Annotated in this window: 14 protein-coding genes and 1 tRNA gene; 8 read left to right on the plus strand and 7 right to left on the minus strand. The window is 68.9% G+C overall.

The window, feature by feature from the left end:
- The first annotated feature begins 7 nt into the window (after positions 1-7).
- Positions 8-292, plus strand: a complete 285-nt coding sequence (locus tag FNH21_RS14725) for a DUF6457 domain-containing protein (RefSeq protein WP_152816830.1) — start codon at positions 8-10, stop codon at positions 290-292.
- On the plus strand, positions 289-1548 hold the full coding sequence (locus FNH21_RS14730; RefSeq protein WP_152816831.1) for a molybdopterin molybdotransferase MoeA: 1260 nt from the start codon (positions 289-291) through the stop codon (positions 1546-1548). Before FNH21_RS14725 ends, FNH21_RS14730 begins: the two co-directional genes overlap by 4 nt.
- A 75-nt stretch (positions 1549-1623) precedes the next feature.
- Here FNH21_RS14730 and FNH21_RS14735 read toward each other — a convergent pair whose 3' ends face one another.
- The gene (locus FNH21_RS14735) at positions 1624-3948 is read right to left on the minus strand and encodes an FdhF/YdeP family oxidoreductase (protein ID WP_191932027.1); all 2325 of its coding nucleotides are present in this window, start codon (positions 3946-3948) and stop codon (positions 1624-1626) included.
- An 88-nt stretch (positions 3949-4036) separates the two neighbouring features.
- Here FNH21_RS14735 and fdhD point away from each other — a divergent pair, with 88 nt between their 5' ends.
- A complete protein-coding gene (fdhD, locus tag FNH21_RS14740) occupies positions 4037-4864 on the plus strand; it encodes a formate dehydrogenase accessory sulfurtransferase FdhD (protein WP_152816832.1) in 828 nt (275 codons plus the stop codon).
- Between the two features lie 353 nt (positions 4865-5217).
- On the opposite strand, the gene FNH21_RS14745 is transcribed toward fdhD, so the two are convergent.
- The 3 genes from FNH21_RS14745 to FNH21_RS14755 are packed head-to-tail and all read right to left on the minus strand — an operon-like array spanning position 5218 to position 7505.
- On the minus strand, positions 5218-5982 hold the full coding sequence (locus tag FNH21_RS14745; protein WP_152816833.1) for an amino acid ABC transporter ATP-binding protein: 765 nt from the start codon (positions 5980-5982) through the stop codon (positions 5218-5220).
- Positions 5969-6628: an amino acid ABC transporter permease gene (locus FNH21_RS14750; RefSeq protein ID WP_152816834.1), complete on the minus strand. Its 660-nt coding sequence runs from the start codon at positions 6626-6628 to the stop codon at positions 5969-5971. The genes FNH21_RS14745 and FNH21_RS14750 overlap by 14 nt, the downstream gene beginning before the upstream one ends.
- 55 nt (positions 6629-6683) lie before the next feature.
- Entirely contained in the window at positions 6684-7505 is an 822-nt protein-coding gene (locus FNH21_RS14755; RefSeq protein ID WP_152816835.1) for an amino acid ABC transporter substrate-binding protein, read from the minus strand.
- 218 nt (positions 7506-7723) lie between these two features.
- Between FNH21_RS14755 and FNH21_RS14760 the strand changes: the two genes are divergently transcribed.
- A complete protein-coding gene (locus FNH21_RS14760; RefSeq protein ID WP_152816836.1) occupies positions 7724-9631 on the plus strand; it encodes an ABC transporter ATP-binding protein in 1908 nt (635 codons plus the stop codon).
- 3 nt (positions 9632-9634) lie between these two features.
- On the opposite strand, the gene FNH21_RS14765 is transcribed toward FNH21_RS14760, so the two are convergent.
- The 3 genes from FNH21_RS14765 to FNH21_RS14775 all read right to left on the minus strand — a co-directional run bounded on the left by FNH21_RS14765 (position 9635) and on the right by FNH21_RS14775 (position 10842).
- Complete coding sequence (locus FNH21_RS14765; RefSeq protein WP_191932028.1) at positions 9635-10048, minus strand: NUDIX domain-containing protein; 414 nt, start codon at positions 10046-10048, stop codon at positions 9635-9637.
- A gap of 57 nt (positions 10049-10105) precedes the next feature.
- Positions 10106-10182: transfer RNA gene (locus FNH21_RS14770), tRNA-Arg, on the minus strand.
- A 36-nt stretch (positions 10183-10218) separates the two neighbouring features.
- A complete protein-coding gene (locus FNH21_RS14775; protein WP_191932029.1) occupies positions 10219-10842 on the minus strand; it encodes a hypothetical protein in 624 nt (207 codons plus the stop codon).
- A 139-nt stretch (positions 10843-10981) separates the two neighbouring features.
- Between FNH21_RS14775 and FNH21_RS14780 the strand changes: the two genes are divergently transcribed.
- The 4 genes from FNH21_RS14780 to sucD all read left to right on the plus strand — a co-directional run bounded on the left by FNH21_RS14780 (position 10982) and on the right by sucD (position 17399).
- Positions 10982-12547 (plus strand): alanine/glycine:cation symporter family protein, encoded by a 1566-nt coding sequence (locus tag FNH21_RS14780; RefSeq protein WP_152816837.1) that lies wholly within the window; start codon positions 10982-10984, stop codon positions 12545-12547.
- Positions 12548-12664: 117 nt separating this feature from the next.
- Entirely contained in the window at positions 12665-15154 is a 2490-nt protein-coding gene (gene pcrA, locus FNH21_RS14785; RefSeq protein ID WP_152816838.1) for a DNA helicase PcrA, read from the plus strand.
- A gap of 165 nt (positions 15155-15319) precedes the next feature.
- Positions 15320-16486 carry an ADP-forming succinate--CoA ligase subunit beta gene (sucC, locus tag FNH21_RS14790; RefSeq protein ID WP_055769551.1) on the plus strand — a complete coding sequence of 389 codons (1167 nt, stop codon included), beginning with the start codon at positions 15320-15322 and terminating at the stop codon, positions 16484-16486.
- 10 nt (positions 16487-16496) lie between these two features.
- Positions 16497-17399 carry a succinate--CoA ligase subunit alpha gene (gene sucD / locus FNH21_RS14795; protein ID WP_191932030.1) on the plus strand — a complete coding sequence of 301 codons (903 nt, stop codon included), beginning with the start codon at positions 16497-16499 and terminating at the stop codon, positions 17397-17399.
- Positions 17400-17565: the final 166 nt, after the last annotated feature.

Genomic DNA, 17565 nt, shown 5'->3' on the forward strand with positions numbered 1-17565 from the left:
AGGGCTGATGGACGATCGCCAGAGACTGCTGCAGGAATGGACGGAGACGCTGCTCGCCGCGTTCGAGATCGACGGGACGCGGGTCGACATTGACGCCGTCCTGGAGCTCGCCGGCAAAGCGGCCCACGGCGTGGTCCGTCCCGCGGCTCCGTTGACGACCTTCGTGGTGGGGTACGCAGCAGGCCTGGCCGTGGGGAGCGGACAGGCCGAGGAGCAGCTGGCCATCAGCTCCGCGATGGCGGTGGCCGATTCCCTCTGCACGGATGCGGCTGCGGACGGCGGGACCGCATGAGCGAGGCCGTCGGAGCACACGACGTCGACTGGAGGGAGGCGCGTCGCCTGGCGCACGGTGCGGGGATGCCGCTGCCTTTCCAGACGATCCCCCTTGCGGACGCCCTCGGGCAGACGCTGGCCGAACCCGTCCATGCGCTCCAGGCCATCCCGCACTACGCGTCCTCCGCCATGGACGGATGGGCCGTGAACGGCGACGCCCCCTGGACGCTCGTGAGCCACGCGCCGCCCGAGGAGCACCCCCGCGGCAGGCCCGCACCGCACGCGGATTCCGGGGAGGTGTCCCTGGCGCCGGGCGAGGCCACCTTCATCCTCACGGGGGGCGTGGTGCCGCAGAACGCGAGGGGCATCCTCCGCACCGAGCACGGATCCATCCGGGGTGACGTCCTGGACCGCAATGACGCCGCGCGGGCCGACGAGCCCTCGCAGCACGAGCACGTCCGGCCGGCGGGGGAGGAGGCCGAGGAGGGCTCCGAGGCCATCCCCGCAGGGGTGGTCCTCAACCCGGCGCAGATCGCCCTCGCCGCGGTGTGCGGGCATGACACCCTCGCGGTGCTGAGGGCGCCGCGCGTGTCCCTGCTCATGACGGGTGACGAGGTGATCGAGCACGGACTGCCGCACGCCGGGCAGGTACGCGACACCTTCGGGCCGCAGCTGCCCGGCTTCGTCGCGATGCTGGGCGGCCATGTCGACGTGGCGGGCCGAGCGAAGGACGACCTCGACGACGTCATCGCCGCCATCAGCGCCGAGGCGACCGACGAGTTCTCCCTCGCGCGTGCTTCCGGGGACGTACTCATCACCACGGGTGGGACCGGGAGCTCCTCCGCGGACCACATCCGCCGTGCCCTCACCGAGCTGGGCGCCGAGCTGATCATCGACGGCATCGCGATGCGTCCCGGCCACCCGACGCTCCTCGCGCGCCTGCCGGACGGCCGTTTCCTCGTGGGTCTGCCGGGCAATCCGCTCGCCGCGATGATGGCCATGCTCACCGTGGCCGGGCCGTTGCTCGCAGGCCTGCGGGGCTCACCGCTGCAAGAGCCGGTCACGGTGACCAGCGCCGACGCCTTCGGACCCCTGCGGGGCAGGAGCCGCCTCGTGCCGTACCGGCTCGAGGGTGGCCGCGCGGTGCCGAGTACCCACCAGCGCTCGGGCATGCTGCGCGGACTCGCCGCGGCCGACGGCGTCCTCGTGGTTCCCGCGGAGGGGTGCTCGGCGGGCGACGCAGTCCCCGCCCTGTCCCTGCCCTGGCTGGCCTGAGGCCGAACCGGGGCCGGGGTCGTCAGGCCGATACGCGGTCGGACCGGGCTCGCCCGCCCCGGTCCGACCCGCCCGTCAGGCGGCCTTCTCGACCCTGATGATCACGGACTTGGAGGTCGGCGTCCCGCTGATGTCCGCCGTCGAGTCCAGCGGTACGAGGACGTTCGTCTCCGGATAGTACGCCGCCGCGCACCCCTTCGGCGTCGAGTAGGCCACCACGCGGAAGTCCTCCGCGCGCCGCTCCACGCCGTCCGACCACTCGGAGACGAGGTGCACCATGTCGCCGTCGTCGAGCCCGGCCTCCGCGATGTCCTGCGGGCTCAGGAACACGACGCGGCGCCCGTCGTGGATGCCGCGGTAGCGGTCGTCCTTGCCGTAGATCGTGGTGTTGTACTGGTCGTGCGAGCGCAGCGTCTGCAGGACGAGCCTGCCCGCGGGCACCTTCGGATACTCCAGCAGGTTCGCGGTGAAGTTGGCCTTGCCCGTGGCGGTGGTGAAGGTGCGGCTGTCGCGGGGACCGTTCGGCAGCACGAAGCCACCGGGCTTGTCGATGCGGTCCTCGAAGTCGTCGAAGCCGGGCACCACGGCGCTGATGTGCTTCCGGATGACGCTGTAGTCCGCCTGCGCGGCCCGCCAGTCCAGCTGCGGGGCGTTGTCGCGGAACGGGCTGTCCTCGCGGGCGAACAGGCGGTCAGCAAGCTCGCAGACGATGGCGATCTCCGACCGCATCTCGGAACTCGACGGCTTCAGGCGGCCCGTCGACGCGTGGACCGCACTCATGGAGTCCTCGACGGTGACCCGCTGGTCGCCACCCGACTGCGTGTCCCGGTCCGTGCGGCCGAGCGCCGGGAGGATCAGGGCCCGGGTGCCGGTCACGAGGTGCGAGCGGTTCAGCTTGGTGGAGACCTGTACGGTGAGCCGCGTGTTCCGCAGCGCCTGCTCCGTGACGTTGGTGTCCGGCGTCGCCCGGACGAAGTTGCCGCCCATGCCCATGAAGACCCGCGCCTTGCCGTCGCGCATCGCCCGGATGGCGGCCACGGTGTCGAAGCCGTGCCGGCGGGGGGAGGCGAAGTGGAAGCGCTTGTCGAGGGCGTCGTGGAAGGCCTCGGGCATGCGCTCGAAGATCCCCATGGTGCGGTCGCCCTGCACGTTGGAGTGGCCGCGGACCGGGCAGACCCCGGCTCCGGGCTTGCCGACGTTGCCCTGCAGCAGCAGTACGTTGACGACGTCGCGCAGCGTGGACACCGAGTGCTTGTGCTGTGTCAGGCCCATGGCCCAGCAGACGATGGTGCCGGGGGAGGCGATCATGCGGTCGCCGACCTTCGTGATCTCGGCCCTGGTGATGCCGCTCGCCGTCGTGATCTCCTCCCAACTGGTCTCCCGGAGGCTCGCCAGGTAGTCCTCCAGTCCCAGGGTGTGCTCGGCGATGAAGGCATGGTCGAACACCGTGCCGGTCGCCTCCTCGCGCTCGAGGAGGTGCTTGCCGAGGCCACGGAACAGCGCCTGGTCCCCGCCGATGCGGATCTGCAGGAAGTCGTCCGCCAGGGCCGTGCCGCCGCCGAAGCGCGTGCCCAGCAGCCCCATGGGGTTCTGCGGGTTCTCGAAGCGCATCAGTCCGGCCTCAGGAAGCGGATTGATCGCGACGATCGCCCCGCCGTTCTTCTTGGCCTTCTCCAGGGACGTGAGCATGCGGGGGTGGTTGGTGCCCGGATTCTGCCCCGCGATGATGATCAGCGGCGCCGTGTCGAGGTCCAGCAGGGACACGGTGCCCTTGCCGACACCGAGCGTCTCGTTCAGCGCCGAGCCCGAGGACTCGTGGCACATGTTCGAGCAGTCGGGCAGGTTGTTGGTGCCGATGCCGCGCACCATCAGCTGGTACAGGAAGGCAGCCTCGTTCGAGGTGCGTCCGGAAGTGTAGAAGACGGCCTCGTCCGGGCTGTCGAGCGCCGCGAGCTCGTCGACGATGACCTGGTTCGCCTCGTCCCAGGACACGGCGCGGTAGTGGGTGCCGCCGTCGTCGAGCAGCATGGGGTGCGTGAGGCGCCCCTGCTGGCCGAGCCAGTAGTCGTCCCGCGTCATGAGGTCCTCGACGGAGTGCTCCGCGAAGAACGACGGCGGGACGGTGCGGCGCGTCGCCTCCTCGGCGACGGCCTTGGCCCCGTTCTCGCAGAACTCGGCGGTGTGCCGCTTGTCCCCCTCGGGCCAGGCGCAGCCCATGCAGTCGAAGCCCTTGACCTGGTTCACCGCGAGAAGGGTCTGCGCACTGCGCACCGGACCCATCTGGTCGATCGAGATCTTGAGGGAGTTGATGACGGCGGGAAGTCCCACCGCCCGCGTCTTCCGAGCTCCCACGGTCAGCTGGGACTCGTCGATATTGTCCTTCGGGGCCTTTGTTGCCACGTGTGCACATCCTCGTGTCGTCGTCGACACACCATGTGGTGTCTGGGGTCAACTAACCTCATCATAGGGCCGAGGTAAGGAGAGCCGAATGAACCGGGTCACACAGCGCCGCCGCATCACGAAGTTCCGCATCGGGGCACCGACCGGTCGCCGCGAGGATGTCCTCGCCGGGGAGGAACCCCTGGAGATCAGACTCGGGGGCAGCGCCTTCACCGTCACCATGCGGACCCCGGGGGACGACTTCGACCTCGTGGCCGGCTTCCTGGTCTCCGAGGGCGTGGTCTGGGAGCCGGGCCAGCTGCCCAGCCTGCGGTACTGCGCGGGCGTGGACGACGACGGCCGGCAGACCTTCAACGTGGTCGAAGCGCAGCTGCGTCCCGGCGTGGAACTCCCGGACACGGCGATGGAACGCCATGTCTACACCTCCAGTTCCTGCGGCATCTGCGGGACGGCGTCGATCGACGCGGTCCGGAAGTCCTCGCGGTTCGACCTGCACGAGGACACCGCGCCGGTGGACCTCGGGATCCTCGCGTCCCTGCCCGACCGCCTGCGGGAGAACCAGAAGCTGTTCGACCGCACGGGAGGCGTACACGCTGCCGGACTCTTCACCGCCGAGGGCGAGCTCCTGTGCCTGCGCGAGGACGTGGGGCGCCACAACGCCGTCGACAAGGTGGTGGGCTGGGCGCTCCGCGAAGGCATGCTGCCGCTGCGGGGCACCGTCCTGCAGGTCTCCGGCCGGGCCTCCTTCGAACTCGTCCAGAAGGCGCAGCTCGCGGGCATCCCGGTGCTGGCGGCCGTCAGTGCGCCGTCGTCCCTCGCCGCGGACCTGGCCGACGACGCCGGACTGACGCTCGTGGGCTTCAGCCGCGGGACGTCGCTGAACTGCTACTCACACCCGGACCGCATCGCGGCCTGACCGGGCCGCTCGCGCTCGACGGGCCTGTGTCGGCCCAACGGGAGCAGGGCGTCGTGCAGGTCGTCGCCCAGAAGTCCGGCCCCGGCTGCGTTCTCGTCCGTGGTCCGGTAAGGATCGGGCGCCGTCGACAGCCGGGTCGGCACCGACCGCGGAGGGCATGCGGGTTCGTGCACGGGGTTCTGCCGGACAAGAGGGTGTCGCGGAGCGACACGCCGTGGCACATCCAGCCCGAGCGCGAAGGACGCGCACGACGCCGCGGCAGCTGCACGAACAAGGACGCAGAGGGTCGTTCAGTGGGGCTGGGACGCGGGGGCCGAGGCCGGCCCCGACACGGGGAGGCCGGCCTCGGCCCCCTAGAACGGGTTCAGCAGGCGCTGCACGAAGCGCCGCGTCCGTTCCTCACGCGGGTTGCGGAGCACCTGGTCGGGATGGCCGTGCTCGACGACGACGCCGCCGTCCATGAACACCACCTCGTCCGCGACCTCGCGGGCGAAGGCCAGCTCGTGCGTCACGATCACCATGGTCCACTTCTCCTCCGCGAGCTCCTTGATGACCGTCAGCACCTCACCCACCAGCTCTGGATCCAGGGCGGACGTCGGCTCGTCGAAGAGCAGCAGGTCCGGCTGCAGGGCGAGGGCGCGGACGATTCCGACGCGCTGCTGCTGTCCGCCGGACAGGTTGAAGGGGTGGTCGTTCCGCTTGTCGGCGAGGCCCACGCGGTCCAGCAGCCGTTCGGCGTCCGAGACGGCGTCCTTGCGGGCACGCTTCTGCACCCGGACCGGACCCTCGATGATGTTCTCGAGCACCGTCATGTGCGGGAAGAGGTTGTAGGTCTGGAAGACCATGGCACTGCGATCGCGGAGCGAGAGTGCCTCCTTCCGTGACACCTTCGCGCCGAAGTCCACCGACGGCCCGCCGCGGAAGGCGACCGTGCCGCCGTCGGGCGTCTCGAGGCCGTTGAGGCACCGCAGCACGGTGGTCTTGCCGGACCCGGACGGTCCTACGAGTGCTGTCACCTGCCCGTCCGCCAGGTCGAGGTCGATGGACCTCAGCACCTGGTTGCCGCCGAAGGACTTCTGCAGGCCGGTGACCGTCAGCAGGGCATCAGTGGGCGACATAGCGGTCCAATCTCTTCTCGAGGGCGGACTGGCCGCTGGACAGGACGAGGCAGAACACCCAGTAGATGGCTGCGGCCTCCATGTAGAGCAGGAGGAACTCCTGCGAGAAGGAGGCGATCTGCTGGGCTTCGCGGAACAGCTCCGTCACGAGGATCAGCGAGGCCAGGGACGTGTCCTTGACGAGGCTGATGAACGTGTTGGACAGCGGCGGCACGGAGACCCGCGCGGCCTGCGGGAGGATGATCCGCCGCAGGGTCAGGCTCCGGGACATCCCGATGGTGTGCCCGGCCTCCCACTGGCCCTTCGGCACCGAGAGGATCGCCGCGCGCACGATCTCCGCCGCGTAGCCTGCGACGTTCAGCGAGAAGGCGATGATGGCACTCGGCCAGGGGTTGATCGTCAGACCGATGGACGGCAGGCCGTAGAAGATCACGAACAGCTGCACCAGCAGCGGCGTGCCGCGGATGACCGAGACGTAGAAACGGGCGATCGCCGAGAGGACGGGTTGCCCGCTGATCCGCATGAGGGCGACGACGAGGGCCAGGGCCAGTCCGAGCACGAACGAGGCGAGAGACAGCGGGATGGTGCCCGTCAGTCCGCCGGAGAGCATGGGCCAGAAGGATGTGCGCAGCAGCTCCCAGTCCATCAGTCAGCCCCTCCGCGTCGCGCTGACGATCGCATCCATGGGCCGTGCGCCGGCATCACTCGCTGACGTCGGAGCCGAAGTACTTCTCCGAGATCTCGGCGAGCGTGCCGTCGGCACGCAGCTCCTCGAGGGCGGTGTTGATCGCGTCCACGAGCTCTGTGCTGCCCTTGCGGACGGCTACGGCGCTCTCCGAGGTCTCCTCCGTGGTGGCCGCGATCTTGATGTTCTCGTTGCTGTCGGTCTTCTGGTAGTCCAGGTAGGTCAGCTCGTCGTTGATGGTCGCATCCACGCGGCCCTGCTCGAGGAGCGTGATGGACTGCGCCCAGCCCTCGACGGGCTCCACGTTCGCGCCGCTCTCCTTCGCCAGGTCGTTCCAGTTGCTCGTCAGGGACTGCGCGGTGGTCTTCCCGGCGAGGTCGTCGAAGGAGGAGATGTCGCCGTTGTCCGCTGTCGTGACGATCACGCCGGAGCTCACCGTGTAGGGCTCGGAGAAGTCGTAGGTCTCCTTGCGCTCGTCCGTGATGGAGACCTGGTTGGCGATGACGTCGAAGCGCCCCGCCTCGAGGCCCGCGAAGATCGCGTCCCACTGGGTCTCCTGGAACTCGGCCTCCACGCCCATCTTCTCCGCGACGGCGGTGATGACCTCGACGTCGTACCCCGTGAGGTCGCCGCTGCCGCCCTCGTGGAAGCTGAAGGGCCTGTAGGTCCCCTCGGTCCCGACGGTGAGGACGCCGGAGTCCTGGATCTCCTGCAGCGAGGAGGGTGCAGCGGACTCGCTCGCCCCGCCGTCGGACGCAGGGGTCGACGACGAGCCGCATCCTGCGAGGGCGAGGGTGAGCGCTGCAGCGGCGCCGAGGACGGACAGGCGGTTCTTCATGGGATTCCTTCGGTCTGGTGAGGCGATCACGGCGGTAGGGAATGGTGGGGACCGACGAAGGCTTGAACCCTACGTACGTCCGCTCCACCCGGCCGGGACCGGAGTCGAACACTACTGGGGTCAACACCGGGGCACGCACTTATTGTTCCGAAGTATTGCGGCGGGGGTCCAGGAACCTTGGACCGGAGCCGGGACTGGCATCCTTGGAAGGAATGGCTATGAGCATGGAAGGCGCGGCCTGGAGCTCGCTCTACAAGATCTCCACGGCGAAGGACGGCCGGCACGGATTCTCGAAGGAGTCGGTCCGCCGCATCCTGACGTTCGCCGTACCCTACCGCTCGAAGCTGATCATCTTCATCGTCCTGTCGGTCGCCGGGGCGTTCCTCGCCGTCGCGACGCCGGTGCTCGCCGGGCAGGTGGTGGACGTCATCGTCGCGCAGGGTGAGGTCCGCACCGTGGTGTGGCTCGCCGTCGTCATCGCGATCGTCGCCGTGGCGGATGCCGCCGTCTCCCTCGTCACCCGCTGGTACTCGTCGCGGATCGGGGAGGGCGTCATCCTGGATCTCCGCACAGCCGTGTTCAATCATGTGCAGAAGATGCCGATCGCCTTCTTCACGCGCACCCGCACCGGTGCCCTCGTGAGCCGCCTGAACAACGACGTGATCGGCGCGCAGCAGGCGTTCAGCGGGACCCTGTCCGGTGTGGTGACGAACCTCGTGGCGCTGATCCTCACGCTCGCGGTGATGCTGAGCACGTCCTGGCTCGTCACGGTGCTCGCCGTCGTCATGCTGCCCATCTTTCTCGTCCCTGCCCGTCGCATGGGCAGCCGCCTCGCAGCCCTCCGGCGCGAGGCCGCGGACCACAACTCGGCCATGAGCACGCAGATGACGGAGCGCTTCTCCGCCCCCGGCGCCACGCTGGTGAAGCTGTTCGGCAGGCCGGACGAGGAGGCCGAGGAGTTCCGCGTCCGCGCGGCCCGCGTGCGGGACATCGGCGTGCGGACCGCGATGCTGCAGTTCGTGTTCTTCACGGCCCTCATGCTGGTGTCCGCCCTGGCGCTCGCGCTCGTCTACGGTCTGGGCGGCTTCCTGGCCCTCCAGGGGCAGCTCGACACCGGTGAGGTCGTCACGCTCGCGCTCCTGCTGACGCGCCTCTACGCGCCGCTCACCAGCCTGGCGAACGCCCGCGTGGAGATCATGAGCGCCATCGTCAGCTTCGAGCGCGTGTTCGAGGTCCTCGACCTCGAGCCGCTGATTCAGGAGAAGCCCGGCGCCGTCGGCGTGCCCGCCGGTCCGGTCGCCGTCGAGTTCGATGACGTCCGCTTCGCCTACCCGTCCGCGGACAAGGTGTCGCTGGCCTCGCTCGAGGAGGTCTCGACGCTCGACACCCGCGGCGGGGAGGAGGTGCTCCACGGAATCTCCTTCCGTATCGAGCCCGGCCAGACGGTCGCGCTCGTGGGCACCTCGGGAGCCGGGAAGTCGACCATCGCGCAGCTCCTGTCCCGCCTGTACGACGTCGACAGCGGTGCCGTGCGGCTCGGCGGCACGGACGTGCGGGACGTGACCTTCGCGTCCATGCGGCACACGCTCGGCATGGTGACGCAGGACGGGCACCTCTTCCACGAGACCATCCTGTCCAACCTCCGCCTGGCACGCCCCGAAGCCACGGAGGGCGAGGTGTGGGACGCCGTCCGCCGCGCCCGCCTCGAACCGCTCATCCGATCCCTGCCCGACCAGCTGGACACCATGGTGGGGGAGCGCGGCTACCGGCTGTCCGGCGGTGAGCGCCAGCGTATGACCATCGCCCGCCTGCTCCTCGCCCAACCGCGCGTCGTCATCCTCGACGAGGCGACGGCGGCTCTCGACTCGACGTCGGAGGCGGCAGTGCAGGCTGCCCTCAGCGAGGCCCTCGAGGGGCGCACCGCGATGGTGATCGCGCACCGGCTCTCGACGATCCGCAGTGCGGACCTGATCCTCGTGGTCGAGGACGGCACGATCGTGGAGCGGGGCTCGCACGACGAACTGCTGGCGCAGGGAGGCCGGTACGAGGAGCTGCACCGGACGCAGTTCGCCGTGCAGAAGAACGTGGCGGCGGAGGAGGAGCCCGAGGCTCTCACCGGCGTGTGACGGTCATCCCCGCAGTGCCAGCAGCGCGGGGACCACGTAGTCGGTGAGCAGCGGGGCGAGGTCGCCCCGGAGTCCCGCTGCATCGAGGTCGAGCCAGTCCAGCTCCTCGATCTCGGCCGCAGGCCGCGGCTCGCCTGCCAGGGGGCACAGGAAGACCGTGGCGACCAGGCGGGTGTCCGCCTCGTTGGCGGCGGGCCCCGACCAGGTCCCGAGCAGTGTCAGCTCCTCCGGGCGCACGGTCAGTCCCAGTTCCTCCTGCAGTTCACGGGAGCCCGTCCGGGTAGGCGTCTCGTCCGGCTCGGGCTTCCCGCCCGGCTGCATGAACACGGACGTCCCACGCTTGCGGACTAGCAGCAGGTGCCCGTGGGCATCCAGGAGGCAGAGCGCCGTGACCGTGATGACGGGCGTGACGCGCACCGCGGGTCCCTTCGACGCATAGCGAGGACGGGCAGGGAAGCCCGTCCTCGGTCGTGGTGGTGCCCCTGGCCGGAATCGAACCGACGACCTTCCCTTTAGGAGAGGGACGCTCTATCCTACTGAGCTACAGAGGCGCGGGATCGGTGGAGCACCGATCCGGCGGTCCCAGCTTACCCGGTCCGCGCGGTCGTGTCCGCGCCGGGGACACCCCGCAGCCGCCGCGGCAGGAACACCGCAGCCGCCCCCGCCATGAGGCTGAGGGCCAGCAGGATCCACCGGGACACCGTCAGCACCGAGGCCAGCGCGACGGCGCCGGGTTCGGGGACGGCCTGGGCCAGCACCGTGTCGATCGCGACGTTCTCCCAGAGGTCGGCCACGGTGAACAGGATCACGGGCGACCACAGCAGCCACCGGAGCCACCGCCGCCCGACATTGAGCTGGACGAGCAGGAGCCAGGCGAACGCGAAGATCAGGGGGAAGAGCGTGCCGGCCGTCCTGTGCAGGTAGCTCAGCTGGCCCCGGGCGTCGTCGTCCATCGCCCCGCGCAGGCGCTCCACGTAGCCCACGTCGTACCCACCCACGAGCATGTCCGGCATGGTGAGGCCGTCGGAGAGCTGCGTCATCTGGCCCAGCGTGAGCAGGTGGAGGTACCAGAAGAGGAACAGGGAGGCCCCGGCGGCTGCGACGAGGACGAGCGAGCCGTTGTTCTTCCGGCGGCCGTCGGTCGGGGGAGCCACCGGCACAGGAGTGCCGGTCGCGTGCTTGCGTGCTATCTGCGCCCTGGTCTTCGCCACCGTCCCAGTATGGGCGACGCCGGAGGACCACCACGCCGGGCTGTGAACACCATGTGAACTGCGTTGCGATCGGATGACGTTCCCCCGCCGGGAGCCCAGTGTGATTGCCTTCACACCGGAAAAGCGGTTCATTGGTGGGATGCATATTCACTCCGCACTCCCCATGGCGACGGTCACCGAGGACGTCGGATGGCTCGCCGCCATCGACGAGGCGATCAACAACGCCTTCGCGAGACCCACCGAGATCTTCTCCAGCATCGTGTTCTTCCCGATCACCATCGGCGACGTCAGCTTCCCCGCCGTCGTCGCCTGGCTCATCCTTGCCGGGATCATCTTCACGATCTACTTCGGGGTACCTCAGCTCCGCGGCCTCAAGGTCGGCTACGAAGTAGTGCGTGGGCGTTACTCCTCCAAGGACGATCCGGGCGAGGTGCCGCACTTCCAGGCGCTCACCTCGGCCCTCTCCGGGACGGTCGGGCTCGGCAACATCGCGGGCGTCGGTGCGGCCATGGCCCTCGGTGGCCCGGGCGCCACGTTCTGGATGATCTGCGCCGGCCTGATCGGCATGGCGACCAAGTTCGCCGAGTGCACGCTCGGCGTGAAGTACCGCGAGGTCCATGAGGACGGCACCGTGAGCGGCGGTCCGTTCAAGTACCTGCCCATCGCCTTCCAGAAGCTCGGTCGCATCCCGGCCAAGATCCTCACGGGGATCTTCGCGGTCGCGATCCTCATCTTCGGCATCGCCGGCGGCAACATGTTCCAGGCCAACCAGACCTTCGCCCAGGTGCAGAACGTCACGGGCGGTGCGGACGGGTTCCTCGGCAGCGCCGGCGCGGCCCTCATCTTCGGACTGGTCCTCGCCTTCTTCGTGGCGATCGTCATCCTCGGCGGCATCAAGTCCATCGGCGCCACGACGTCGCGCCTGGTGCCCGCGATGGGCGGCATCTACGTCCTCGCCTGCCTCTTCGTGATCATCGCGAACATCGACCAGGTACCCGGCGCCTTCGGGGCGATCATCACCGGTGCCTTCGATCCCCAGGGAATCGCCGGAGGCATCCTCGGTGTCCTGATCGTCGGGTTCCAGCGGGCCTCGTTCTCCAACGAGGCAGGCGTCGGTTCCGCCGCCATCGCCCACTCCGCCGTGAAGACCCGCCGCCCGGTCAGTGAGGGCTTCGTGGCCCTGTTCGAGCCGCTCGTCGACACCGTACTCATCTGCACCATGACGGCGCTCGCGATCGTGATCGCCGGTGCGCCGAGCCTGCAGGCGGGCATCGATCAGGTGCAGGGCGGGGGAGACACGCCCGACGGCGTCATCCTGACCTCGGACGCCTTCGCGACCGTGCTGCCGTGGTTCCCCATCGTCCTCGCCATCGCCGTCGTCCTCTTCGCCTACTCGACCCTCATCACGTGGTCCTACTACGGACTGAAGGCCTGGGAGTTCCTGTTCGGCCGGGGCAAGACGGCGGAGATCACCTACAAGATCGTGTTCCTGTTCTTCACGGTCGCCGGCTGCGTGCTCACCTTCAGCCAGGTCATCAGCTTCGCCGATGCCGCCCTGTTCGTCTGCGCCTTCGTGAACCTGCTCGGCGTGTACTTCCTGCTCCCCGTGATCAAGCGGGAGATGCGGGAGTACCTCGCGGACCGCAAGAGCGGCAAGCTCCTCATCCTCGGGATCGAAAAGGACGAGCTCCGGACGGAGAAGTAGCTCCAGCGCCCGCTGTACGCACCGCCCCCGCAGGGTCTCCCGGCGGGGGCGGTGCCGCGTGCGGGGCCTGCCGGGCCGGGCGGACTGTCGGGGTCACGGCCTAGACTTGGAGTCACCATGGACATGCTCTTCGATCCCTACGTCTCCCCTCCCACCCCTGCCGAGAAGAAGCGGGCACGCGAGGCCGCGATGGCCACGGCGGCGCCGCGTGCGGGGACGGGACCGGCCTCGGGAGACCCTGCCGCGGACCACGTGCCGGCGCGTGCGGGAGTGGACGAGCAGCGCGCGCACGAGCTGCTGCTGGGCATGAATCCGCAGCAGGAGAAAGCCGTCAAGCACGGCGGCTCGCCCCTGCTCATCGTCGCGGGTGCCGGTTCCGGGAAGACCCGCGTGCTGAGCCACCGCATCGCCTACCTCCTGGCCACGGGCCGTTCGCATCCCGGCCAGATCCTCGCCATCACCTTCACCAACAAAGCCGCGGCGGAGATGCGGGAGCGCATCGAGGGGCTCATCGGGGACGTGGCGAAGCGCATGTGGATCTCCACCTTCCACTCCTCCTGCGTCCGCATCCTGCGCCGCGAGGCGGCTTCCGTGGGACTGAACTCCAACTTCTCCATCTACGACTCCGCGGACACCCTGCGCCTCATCACGCTCGTGGCCAAGGGGCTGGACCTGGACCCGAAGAAGGTTCCGCCCAAGGCCATCCAGCACAAGATCTCCGCCCTGAAGAACGAACTCGTGGACGAGGAGTCGTTCGCCTCGACGGTGAACCTCGCGGATCCGTTCGAGCAGGCCGTCGCCGAGGTGTACACGGGCTACGCGCAGCGCATGCGCCAGGCCAACGCCATGGACTTCGACGACCTCATCGCCCAGACCGTCTACATGTTCAGGGCCTTCCCCGGCGTCGCGGACTATTACCGGCGCCGCTTCCGCCACGTCCTCGTGGACGAGTACCAGGACACCAACCACGCGCAGTACGCGCTGGTGCGGGAGATCGTGGGGGTGCCCGGCGAGTCCACCGACGATCCCGCGGAGCTCACCGTGGTGGGCGACTCCGACCAGTCCATCTACGCGTTCCGCGGGGCGGACGTGCGCAACATCGTCGAGTTCGAGAACGACTACCCGAGCGCCCGCACGATCCTGCTCGAGCAGAACTACCGCTCCACGCAGAACATCCTGAGTGCGGCGAACGCCGTGATCTCGCGCAACCCGAACCGGCCCGAGAAGCGCCTGTGGACCGCCGAGGGCAGCGGCGAGAAGATCGTCGGCTACGTCGGCGAGAACGAGCACGAGGAAGCACGCTTCATCGCCGAGGAGATCGACCGCCTCCAGGACGAGGACGACCTGCGCCCCGGTGACGTGGCGGTCTTCTACCGCACCAATGCGCAGTCGCGATCCATCGAGGAGATCCTGCTGCGGGTCGGACTGCCCTACAAGGTGGTGGGCGGCACCCGCTTCTACGAGCGCAAGGAGATCAAGGACGCGCTCGCGTACCTCCGCGTCCTCGTCAACCAGGACGACGTCGTCAACCTGCGCCGGGTGCTCAACGAGCCGAAGCGCGGCATCGGTGATCGCGCCGAGTACGCCATCGCGGCCCTCAGTGAACGGGAGCGGATCAGTTTCATGGAGGCGCTGCGGCGCGCCGACCAGGCCCCCGGTATGGCGACGCGATCGGTCAACGCCGTGACCGGATTCGTCAAGCTCATCGACGACCTCGCGGAGGTGGCCGGCGGCTCGGGCGCGTCGGCGGCCCTCGAGGCCGTTCTCGAGCAGACCGGCTACCTCGAGCAGCTGAGGACCAGCAGCGACCCCCAGGACGAGTCGCGCGTCGAGAACCTCGCGGAACTCGTGGCGGTGGTGCGGGAGTTCGAACGGGACAACCCGGAGGGCACCCTGGGGGACTTCCTCGAGCAGGTGTCGCTCGTCGCGGACGCGGACCAGATCCCCGACGCCCCCGACGGGTCCGCCGCCGACGTCCAGCGTGCCGTCGAGGAGGCCCGCCGGCAGGGAGTGGTCACCCTCATGACCCTGCACACCGCGAAGGGGCTCGAGTTCCCCGTGGTCTTCCTGACCGGTATGGAGCAGGGGATCTTCCCGCACCAGCGCTCGGCCACCGATCCGAAGGAGCTGGCCGAGGAACGCCGGCTCGCCTACGTGGGCCTCACCCGTGCACGCCAGCGTCTCTACATCACCCGCTCCGAGGTCCGCAGCATGTGGGGCCAGAGCCAGTACAACCCGGCCAGCCAGTTCGTCGGCGAGATCCCCGAGGAGCTGATCCACTGGAAGCGGGAGGGCGCCGCGAAGCAGTCGTGGAGTTCGTCCGGCGGGAGCACGAGCGGTCCGCGGTTCAGCGGCTCCTACTGGGGAGCCAGCGGAGGGGGCTTCGCCGGCGGGAGCGTCGCCCCTGCGAAGGCGATCGGTCGCGTCCAGCCCCAGAAGGAGGTCGTCTCGGTCGCCGTGGGGGACCACGTCAACCACGCGAGCTTCGGCAACGGGACGGTGCTCGCGGTCGAGGGCGCGGGTGACAAGACGGTCGCGAAGGTGCGCTTCGACGCCGGCGAGAAGAGGCTGCTGCTGCGCTACGCGCCCCTGACGAAGGTGGCCTGATCGCCGGAATCCCGCACTTTTCGGGGATACCAGAACAGGCCCGAATTCTACAAAAGATAGAAGTGTGGCCTTACTCACTAAACCGATAGTCTGGAAAAGGCCCTCGGGTCGAGGGGGCTAAAGTTCCCTCTGTAAACCTACTTCGACGTAGAAGGACTCTAGCCCGTGGACCTGTTCGAATATCAGGCGCGCGATCTCTTCGAGGCACACGGAGTTCCCGTGCTCGCCGGAATCGTTGCGCACACCCCAGAAGAAGCAAAGGCGGCAGCCGAGAAGATCGGCGGCGTCGTCGTCGTCAAGGCCCAGGTCAAGGTCGGTGGCCGCGGCAAGGCCGGCGGCGTCAAGGTCGCGAAGACCCCCGACGAGGCCTTCTCCTACGCTTCTGACATCCTCGGGATGGACATCAAGGGGCACACGGTCCACAAGGTGATGATCGCGCAGGGCGCGGACATCGCCGAGGAGTACTACTTCTCCGTCCTGCTCGACCGGTCCAACCGTAACTACCTGGCCATGTGCTCGGTGGAGGGCGGCATGGAGATCGAGCAGCTCGCCGTCGAGCGGCCCGAAGCGCTCGCGCGCATCGCCGTCGACCCCGCGACCGGCATCGACCAGGCCAAGGCCGAGGAGATCGTCGACGCCGCCGGGTTCGCGCCCGAACTGCGTGAGGGCGTCATCCACACCATCCTCAAGCTCTGGGACGTCTTCGTGAAGGAGGACGCCACGCTGGTCGAGGTCAACCCGCTCGTCAAGACGGGCGCTGGGGACATCCTCGCCCTCGACGGCAAGGTCACCATCGACGAGAACGCCGAGTTCCGCCACGCGGACCACGCCGCACTCGAGGACAAGGACGCCGCCGATCCCCTGGAGGCCAAGGCCAAGGAGAACGACCTCAACTACGTCAAGCTCGACGGCGAGGTCGGCATCATCGGGAACGGTGCCGGGCTGGTCATGTCCACGCTCGACGTCGTCGCCTACGCCGGCGAGGCCCACGGCAACGTGCGGCCCGCGAACTTCCTCGACATCGGAGGTGGAGCGTCCGCCGAGGTCATGGCCGCCGGCCTCGACGTCATCCTCAACGACTCGCAGGTCAAGAGCGTCTTCGTCAACGTCTTCGGCGGGATCACCGCCTGCGACGCCGTGGCGAACGGGATCGTCAAGGCCCTCGAGATGCTGGGCGACGAGGCCAACAAGCCTCTCGTCGTGCGCCTCGACGGCAACAACGTCGACGAGGGACGCCGCATCCTCGCCGAGGCGAACCACCCGCTGGTGACCCTCGCCGACACCATGGACGAAGGCGCCGACAAGGCCGCCGCGCTGGCCTACGGAAAGTAAGGGAACACCCGTGTCTATCTACCTCAACAAGGACTCCAGGGTCATCGTGCAGGGCATCACGGGCGGGGAGGGCACCAAGCACACCGCCCTCATGCTGAAGGCCGGTACGCAGGTCGTCGGCGGCGTCAACGCCCGCAAGGCCGGCACCAGTGTCACGCACGGCGACGTCACCCTGCCGGTGTACGGCACCGTCGAGGAAGCGATGAAGGAGACCGGCGCCGACGTGTCGATCGTCTTCGTCCCGCCCGCGTTCACGAAGGACGCGGTCGTCGAGGCGATCGAGGCCGGCATCGGCCTCGTCGTCGTCATCACCGAGGGTGTCCCGGTGCAGGACTCGGCCTCCTTCTGGGCGCTCGCCCAGTCGAAGATCGACGCCGACGGCAACCAGGTGACGCGCATCATCGGCCCGAACTGCCCCGGCATCATCACACCCGGGGAGTCCCTCGTGGGTATCACCCCGGCGAACATCACCGGCAAGGGCGGTGTGGGCCTCGTCTCGAAGTCCGGCACCCTGACCTACCAGATGATGTTCGAGCTGCGCGATCTCGGCTTCTCCACGGCGATCGGCATCGGCGGTGACCCCGTCGTCGGGACCACCCACATCGACGCCCTCGCCGCGTTCGAGGCCGATCCCGAGACCAAGGCCATCGTCATGATCGGCGAGATCGGCGGGGACGCCGAGGAGCGCGCCGCCGAGTTCATCAAGGCCAACGTCACCAAGCCGGTCGTCGGCTACGTGGCCGGCTTCACGGCACCCGAGGGCAAGACGATGGGCCACGCCGGCGCGATCGTCTCCGGCTCCGCGGGAACGGCGCAGGCCAAGAAGGAAGCGCTCGAAGCAGCAGGGGTGAAGGTCGGCAAGACGCCGTCCGAGACCGCCAAGCTCCTCCGCGAGGTCTACGCGACCCTCTGATCCATGCTCGTCCGGCAGCCTCCCCCGCACACCCGCGGGGGAGGCTGCTGTGCGTTCAGGGCAGGTTCGGGGCAGGTTCGGTGCAGGTTCGGTGCAGGTTCGGTGCAGGGACACGTGCAGGAGCACGTGCAGGGGCCGGGGCGGTGGCTCAGGCGTCCGCCGGTGT

Origin of the sequence: Arthrobacter bussei, assembly GCF_009377195.2 — a bacterium.
Classification (GTDB): Bacteria; Actinomycetota; Actinomycetes; order Actinomycetales; family Micrococcaceae; genus Arthrobacter_D; species Arthrobacter_D bussei.